Consider the following 6,815-nt stretch of genomic DNA (forward strand, 5'->3'; position numbering starts at 1 on the left):
GAAAAACTTTCCAAGAGGATTTTGAAATGGCAGCAATTACTGCAGCGCTGGTCAAAGAACTGCGCGAGCGTACCGGCGAAGGCATGATGGATTGCAAGAAGGCCCTGGAAAAGGCCGGCGGCGACATCGAAAAAGCCATTGACGACATGCGTGCCTCGGGCGCCATCAAGGCCGCCAAAAAGGCTGGCAACGTCGCTGCTGAAGGCGCTATCGCCGTCAAGACCGACGGTAAATCCGCCGTCCTGCTGGAAGTGAACTCGCAGACCGACTTCCTGGCCCTGCAAGACGACTTCAAGAACTTCGTTGCCGACAGCATCGAAGAAGCCTTCGCCCAGAAGCTGACCGACGCTGCTCCGCTGATCGCCTCGCGTGAAGCTGCTCGTGAAGCCCTGGTTGCCAAGTGCGGCGAGAACGTCAACATCCGTCGCCTGGTGCGCGTTGAAGGTGACGTTGTCGGTGCCTACCTGCACGGCAACAAGATCGGCGCTGCCGTTGTCCTGAAAGGCGGCGACGTCGATCTGGCCAAGAACATCGCCATGCACGTTGCAGCTTCGAACCCTGAGTTCCTGCTGCCGTCGGAAGTATCGGCCGAAGCCATCGAGCGCGAGAAGGGCGTCTTCCTGCAGCTGAACGCTGACAAGATCGCCGGCAAGCCGGAAAACATCGTCGAGAACATGATCAAAGGTCGTATCTCGAAGTTCCTGGCCGAAGCCTCGCTGGTCGAGCAAGCCTTCGTCATGAACCCGGAAGTCAAGGTTGGCGAGCTGGCCAAGAAAGCCGGTGCTGAAATCGTTTCCTTCACCTACTTCAAAGTAGGCGAAGGCATCGAGAAGCCAGTCGACGACTTCGCTGCTGAAGTTGCCGCTCAGGTAGCTGCTGCCAAGCAGTAAGACAGCCCCGTCTGTCGCCCCGAAGAGGCTGCCCGCTCACGCGCGCAGCCTCTTTGTCAAAACGGCGAAGGGTTTATAAAACCTGCCGCCGCTGGCACCAAAACGGTGCCACGCTACAGTTAGCAGGCTGCAAACAGTCCGCACGAATTTTCTAAAAGTACGCCGCAGGAGAGACTCGCAATGGCTCAGCAGGTGAGTGGTCGCCAACCTCGCTATAAACGCATTTTGCTCAAACTTAGCGGCGAGGCCCTGATGGGCTCGGAAGACTTCGGGATCGACCCGAAAGTGCTGGATCGCATGGCCCTCGAAGTTGGCCAGCTGGTAGGGATCGGTGTCCAGGTCGGCCTGGTGATCGGTGGTGGCAACCTGTTCCGCGGCGCCGCGCTCAGCGCAGCCGGCATGGACCGCGTCACCGGTGACCACATGGGCATGCTGGCCACCGTGATGAACGGCCTGGCCATGCGCGACGCGCTGGAGCGCTCGAACATCCCGGCCCTGGTCATGTCGGCCATTTCCATGGTCGGTGTCACCGATCATTACGATCGTCGCAAAGCTATTCGCCACCTCAACTCCGGGGATGTGGTAATTTTCTCCGCCGGTACCGGCAACCCGTTCTTCACCACCGACTCCGCGGCCTGCCTGCGCGCCATCGAAATCGATGCCGACGTGGTGCTGAAGGCGACCAAGGTCGATGGTGTGTACACTGCCGATCCATTCAAGGACCCGCATGCCGAGAAGTTCGATCACCTGACCTACGACGAGGTCCTGGATCGCAAGCTGGGTGTGATGGACCTGACCGCAATCTGCCTGTGCCGTGACCACAAGATGCCATTGCGGGTATTCAACATGAACAAGCCTGGCGCCCTGCTGAACATCGTGGTGGGTGGCGCTGAAGGTACTCTGATCGAGGAAGGCCAAGCATGATCAACGACATCAAGAAAGACGCGCAGGAGCGCATGACCAAGTCCCTCGAGGCCCTGGCCCGCAACCTGGCGGCAATCCGCACCGGTCGCGCCCACCCGAGCATCCTGGACAGCGTCAAGGTCCCGGCCTGGGGTAGCGAGATGCCGCTGAACCAGGTGGCCGCGATCACCGTCGAAGATGCCCGCACCCTGAAGATCGTCGCCCACGACAAGAACCTCAGCGCCGCCATCGAGAAGGCCATCCTCACCTCCGACCTGGGCCTGAACCCGTCCAGCGCCGGCACCACCATCCGTGTGCCGATGCCGGCCCTGACCGAGGAAACCCGCAAGGGCTACACCAAGCAGGCCAGCGGCGTTGCCGAGGATGCCAAGGTAGCCGTGCGCAACGTGCGCCGTGACGCCCTGGCCGACCTGAAGAAGCTGACCAAGGACAAGGAAATCAGCGAAGACGAAGAGCGTCGCGCCGCTGACGAGATCCAGAAACTGACCGACAAGTACGTTGCCGAGGTCGATGCCGCCTTCAAAGCCAAGGAAAAGGACCTGATGGCCGTCTAAGGCCGGGGTTTTTTAATGGAAAAGACCAAGCCAGCGGCGCCGTCCTCGGTGCCGCGTCATGTCGCGATCATCATGGATGGCAACAACCGCTGGGCGAAAAAGCGCCTGTTGCCCGGCGTTGCCGGGCACAAGGCGGGTGTCGACGCCGTTCGCGCGGTCATCGAAGTCTGTGCCGAGTCCGGGGTCGAGGTGCTGACCCTGTTCGCCTTCTCCAGTGAGAACTGGCAGCGTCCCGCCGAAGAGGTCGGTGCGCTGATGGAGCTGTTCTTCTCGGCCCTGCGCCGCGAGGCCAAGCGCCTCAACGAGAACAACATCAGCCTGCGTATCATCGGTGACCGTTCGCGTTTCCATCCCGAGCTGCAAGCCGCCATGCGCGAGGCCGAGGCGCTCACCGCCGGCAACAACCGCTTCATCCTGCAGATCGCGGCCAACTACGGTGGCCAGTGGGACATCGCCCAGGCCGCCCAGCGGCTGGCGCGGGAAGTGCAAGCCGGGCACCTGCGCCCGGAAGACATCACCCCGGGCCTGCTGCAGACCTGCCTGGCAACCGGCGAGCTGCCGCTGCCGGACCTGTGCATCCGCACTGGTGGCGAGCACCGCATCAGCAACTTCCTGTTGTGGCAGCTGGCCTACGCCGAGCTGTACTTCTCCGACCTGTACTGGCCGGACTTCAAACACGAGGCCATGCGCAACGCCCTGGCCGATTTCGCTTCGCGCCAGCGCCGCTTCGGTAAGACCAGCGAGCAGGTCGAGGCTGGAGCTCGTGCTTAATGCTTAAACAACGCATCATTACCGCGCTGATCCTGCTGCCGATCGCGCTGGGTGGCTTCTTCCTGCTCAACGGTGGGGATTTCGCCCTGTTCATCGGCTTCGTGGTGACCCTCGGCGCCTGGGAGTGGGCGCGCCTGGCCGGGCTCATGGCCCAGCCACTGCGCATCGCCTATGCCGTGGTCGTCGCCGGAGCGCTGATGTTGCTGTACATCCTTCCGGAGCTGGCGCCCTGGGTGCTGGGCGCTGCGGTGATCTGGTGGGGGTTGGCCACCTGGCTGGTGCTTACCTACCCGCGCAGCAGCGAGCTGTGGGCCAGTGCCGCCTGCCGGTTGCTGATCGGCCTGCTGGTATTGCTGCCGGCCTGGCAGGGGCTGGTGCTGCTCAAGCACTGGCCGCTGGGTAACTGGCTGATCCTGTCGGTCATGGTGTTGGTGTGGGCTGCCGATATTGGCGCGTACTTCTCCGGACGTGCCTTCGGCAAGCGCAAGCTGGCGCCTCAGGTCAGCCCCGGCAAGAGCTGGGAAGGCGTGTATGGCGGCCTGGCGGTCAGCCTGGTGATCACCCTGGTGGTCGGTATCAGCCGCGACTGGGGCTTCGGCCAGATCCTGCTGGGCCTGCTGGGTGCCGCGCTGGTGGTCATGTCTTCGGTGGTCGGTGACCTGACCGAAAGCATGTTCAAGCGCCGTTCCGGCATCAAGGACAGCAGCAACCTGTTGCCCGGCCATGGCGGGGTGCTCGACCGCATCGACAGCCTGACTGCGGCGATCCCGATTTTCGCCGTGCTGCTGTGGGCCGCCGAATGGGGTGTGATGTGAGTCGTCCGCAGCGTATTACCGTGCTCGGGGCCACCGGCTCCATCGGCCTGAGCACGCTGGATGTCATCGCGCGCCATCCCGACCGCTACCAGGTGTTCGCCCTGAGTGGCTATTCGCGTATCGACGAATTGCAGGTCCTGTGCGTGCGCCATCGCCCGGCATTCGCCGTGGTGCCGAGCGCCGAGGCGGCCGCGCGACTGCGCGAAAGCCTGGTAGCGGCGGGCTGCGCTACCGAGGTGCTGGAAGGCGAGGCCGGGCTGTGCCAGGTGGCTTCTGCGTCGGAAGTGGACGCAGTGATGGCGGCCATCGTCGGCGCCGCCGGCCTGCGCCCCACCCTGGCGGCGGTCGAGGCGGGCAAGAAGGTGTTGCTGGCCAACAAGGAGGCGCTGGTGATGTCCGGCGCGCTGTTCATGGAGGCAGTGCGGCGCAGTGGCGCCGTGCTGCTGCCGATCGACAGCGAGCACAATGCGATTTTCCAATGCATGCCCGGCGACTACGCGCGCGGCCTGAGTGCCGTCGGCGTACGCCGGATCCTGCTCACCGCCTCCGGTGGCCCGTTCCGCGAGACCCCCGTCGAGGCGCTGCTGGATGTCACCCCGGAACAGGCCTGCGCGCACCCCAACTGGTCCATGGGGCGCAAGATTTCCGTGGATTCGGCGAGCATGATGAACAAGGGCCTGGAACTGATCGAGGCCTGCTGGTTGTTCGATGCGGCACCGGCCAAGGTCGAGGTGGTGGTGCACCCGCAGAGCGTGATCCACTCCCTGGTGGATTATGTCGACGGTTCGGTGCTGGCGCAGCTGGGTAACCCGGACATGCGCACACCCATCGCCAACGCCCTGGCCTGGCCCGAGCGGATCGATTCCGGGGTGGCACCGCTGGACCTGTTTGCCATCGCCCGTCTGGATTTCCAGGCGCCCGACGAACAGCGCTTCCCTTGCCTGCGCCTGGCGCGGCAGGCTGCCGAGGCCGGCAACAGCGCACCGGCCGTGCTCAATGCGGCCAACGAGGTTGCGGTCGAGGCATTTCTCCAGCGGCGTATCCGCTTCCCGGAGATCGCGGGTATGATCGAACAGGTGCTCGATCAGGAGCCCGTCGTACCGCTGCCGTCGCTGGATGCGGTGTTCGCCGCCGACCAGCGTGCCCGGGAGCTTTCCCGTGAGTGGCTGAGGCGTCACGGTCGCTGATGCAGGCCCGCCACGGTTCACGAGGGGGCTGGGCATGATGCCAGCCCGCTGAACATCATTCGGAGATGGATATGACAGCGCTCTACATGATTATCGGCACCCTCGTAGCCTTGGGTGTACTGGTCACTTTCCATGAATTCGGCCACTTCTGGGTGGCACGCCGCTGCGGTGTCAAGGTGCTGCGCTTCTCGGTGGGCTTCGGCACGCCGCTGCTGCGCTGGCATGACCGCCATGGCACCGAGTTCGTGGTCGCTGCGATCCCGCTGGGTGGTTACGTCAAGATGCTCGACGAGCGCGAGGGTGACGTGCCGCCGGCGCTGATCGAGCAGTCGTTCAACCGCAAGTCCGTGCGCCAGCGCATCGCGATCGTCGCGGCGGGCCCGGTTGCCAACTTCCTGCTGGCCATCCTGTTCTTCTGGGTGCTGGCGATGCTGGGTACCCAGCAGATCCGCCCGGTGATCGGTGCGGTCGATGCCGGCAGCCTGGCAGCATCGGCAGGCCTGACCGCAGGTCAGGAAATAGTCTCCGTCGACGGCAAGCCGACCAATGGTTGGTCTGCAGTCAACCTGCAACTGGTTCGCCGCCTGGGCGAGAGCGGCACCCTGCAGGTTGGCGTGCGTGAAGAGGGCGCCAGCGCCGAGCGCCAGCTGCAGGTGAAGCTGGACAGCTGGCTCAAGGGCGCCGACGAGCCGGACCCGATCCAGTCCCTTGGGCTGCACCCTTGGCGCCCGGCGATCGTGCCGGTGTTGGCCGAGATCGATCCGAAGGGGCCGGCTGCCGCTGCGGGCCTTAAAACCGGTGACAAGCTGCTGGCCCTCGATGGCGTGGCAGTGAGCGAATGGCAGCAGGTGGTCGATGCCGTGCGGGCCCGCCCGCAAGCCAAGGTTGTGGTGCGTGTCGAGCGCGATGGTGCTGCGCTGGACGTCCCGGTCACCCTGGCGCGCAAGGGCGAGGGCAAGGCGGCCGGCGGCTATCTTGGCGCCGGGGTAAAAGGTGGCGAATGGCCTGCCAACATGCTCCGCGAAGTCAGCTACGGCCCGCTGGATGCGGTGGGTGAGGGCTTGTCACGCACCTGGAACATGAGCGTCCTGACCCTTGAATCGCTGAAGAAAATGCTGTTCGGGGAGCTCTCGGTAAAAAACTTGAGCGGACCGATAACCATTGCTAAAGTGGCGGGCGCTTCAGCCCAGTCCGGCGTGGGGGATTTCCTGAATTTCCTGGCCTACCTGAGCATAAGCCTGGGGGTTCTTAACCTGCTGCCCATCCCGGTTCTGGATGGGGGGCATTTGCTGTTTTACCTGGTCGAGTGGGCGCGCGGTCGTCCGCTGTCGGATCGGGTGCAAGGTTGGGGGGTCCAGATCGGTATCAGTTTGGTCATAGGGGTGATGTTGCTCGCCCTGATCAACGATCTGGGTCGACTATAAAGCTTCGCTCAATTGCGAAACCTGCCGTCTTGTTGCGGCGGGCTGTTTATTGCCAGTTGGAATAAAAGGACTTCATGAAACGTCTGCTGCTAACTGCGGTCATGTCCGCACTGATGATCGCTGAAGTTCACGCCGAGTCCTTCACCATCTCCGATATCCGCGTCAACGGCCTGCAGCGGGTTTCCGCCGGCAGTGTCTTCGGTGCCTTGCCGCTGAACGTCGGCGACCAGGCCGATGACCGCCGACTGGT

General features: G+C 63.7%; 7 protein-coding genes and 1 pseudogene. All 8 read left to right on the forward strand.

Annotation, left to right across the window (positions count from 1 at the left end):
- The first annotated feature begins 26 nt into the window (after positions 1-26).
- On the forward strand, positions 27-890 hold the full coding sequence (gene tsf, locus ABIB24_RS05345) for a translation elongation factor Ts (protein ID WP_013971250.1): 864 nt from the start codon (positions 27-29) through the stop codon (positions 888-890).
- A 180-nt stretch (positions 891-1,070) separates the two neighbouring features.
- Positions 1,071-1,814 (forward strand): UMP kinase, encoded by a 744-nt coding sequence (gene pyrH / locus ABIB24_RS05350; RefSeq protein ID WP_003252294.1) that lies wholly within the window; start codon positions 1,071-1,073, stop codon positions 1,812-1,814.
- On the forward strand, positions 1,811-2,368 hold the full coding sequence (gene frr / locus ABIB24_RS05355; protein WP_025337974.1) for a ribosome recycling factor: 558 nt from the start codon (positions 1,811-1,813) through the stop codon (positions 2,366-2,368). The genes pyrH and frr overlap by 4 nt, the downstream gene beginning before the upstream one ends.
- Positions 2,369-2,383: 15 nt before the next feature.
- Positions 2,384-3,139, forward strand: coding sequence for a polyprenyl diphosphate synthase (gene uppS / locus ABIB24_RS05360; protein ID WP_015269194.1), 756 nt, complete (start codon positions 2,384-2,386; stop codon positions 3,137-3,139).
- Complete coding sequence (locus ABIB24_RS05365; protein WP_137163166.1) at positions 3,139-3,954, forward strand: phosphatidate cytidylyltransferase; 816 nt, start codon at positions 3,139-3,141, stop codon at positions 3,952-3,954. The genes uppS and ABIB24_RS05365 overlap by 1 nt, the downstream gene beginning before the upstream one ends.
- Entirely contained in the window at positions 3,951-5,141 is a 1,191-nt protein-coding gene (ispC, locus tag ABIB24_RS05370) for a 1-deoxy-D-xylulose-5-phosphate reductoisomerase (protein ID WP_354316187.1), read from the forward strand. Before ABIB24_RS05365 ends, ispC begins: the two co-directional genes overlap by 4 nt.
- A 71-nt stretch (positions 5,142-5,212) precedes the next feature.
- The gene (gene rseP / locus ABIB24_RS05375; RefSeq protein ID WP_137163168.1) at positions 5,213-6,565 is read left to right on the forward strand and encodes an RIP metalloprotease RseP; all 1,353 of its coding nucleotides are present in this window, start codon (positions 5,213-5,215) and stop codon (positions 6,563-6,565) included.
- Between the two features lie 74 nt (positions 6,566-6,639).
- Positions 6,640-6,815, forward strand: a pseudogene (locus ABIB24_RS05380) (POTRA domain-containing protein); the annotation flags it as partial.

The organism is Pseudomonas sp. UYEF17 (assembly GCF_040546125.1).
In the GTDB taxonomy this organism is placed as follows: domain Bacteria; phylum Pseudomonadota; class Gammaproteobacteria; order Pseudomonadales; family Pseudomonadaceae; genus Aquipseudomonas; species Aquipseudomonas putida_Z.

Excerpts from the sequence above, each read along its gene's own strand:
- tsf (WP_013971250.1), top strand. The coding sequence starts at position 27 with ATGGCAGCAATTACTGCAGCGCTGGTCAAAGAACTGCGCGAGCGTACC.
- pyrH (WP_003252294.1), top strand. The coding sequence starts at position 1,071 with ATGGCTCAGCAGGTGAGTGGTCGCCAACCTCGCTATAAACGCATTTTG.
- ABIB24_RS05365 (WP_137163166.1), top strand. The coding sequence starts at position 3,139 with ATGCTTAAACAACGCATCATTACCGCGCTGATCCTGCTGCCGATCGCG.
- rseP (WP_137163168.1), top strand. The coding sequence starts at position 5,213 with ATGACAGCGCTCTACATGATTATCGGCACCCTCGTAGCCTTGGGTGTA.
- frr (WP_025337974.1), top strand. The coding sequence starts at position 1,811 with ATGATCAACGACATCAAGAAAGACGCGCAGGAGCGCATGACCAAGTCC.
- uppS (WP_015269194.1), top strand. The coding sequence starts at position 2,384 with ATGGAAAAGACCAAGCCAGCGGCGCCGTCCTCGGTGCCGCGTCATGTC.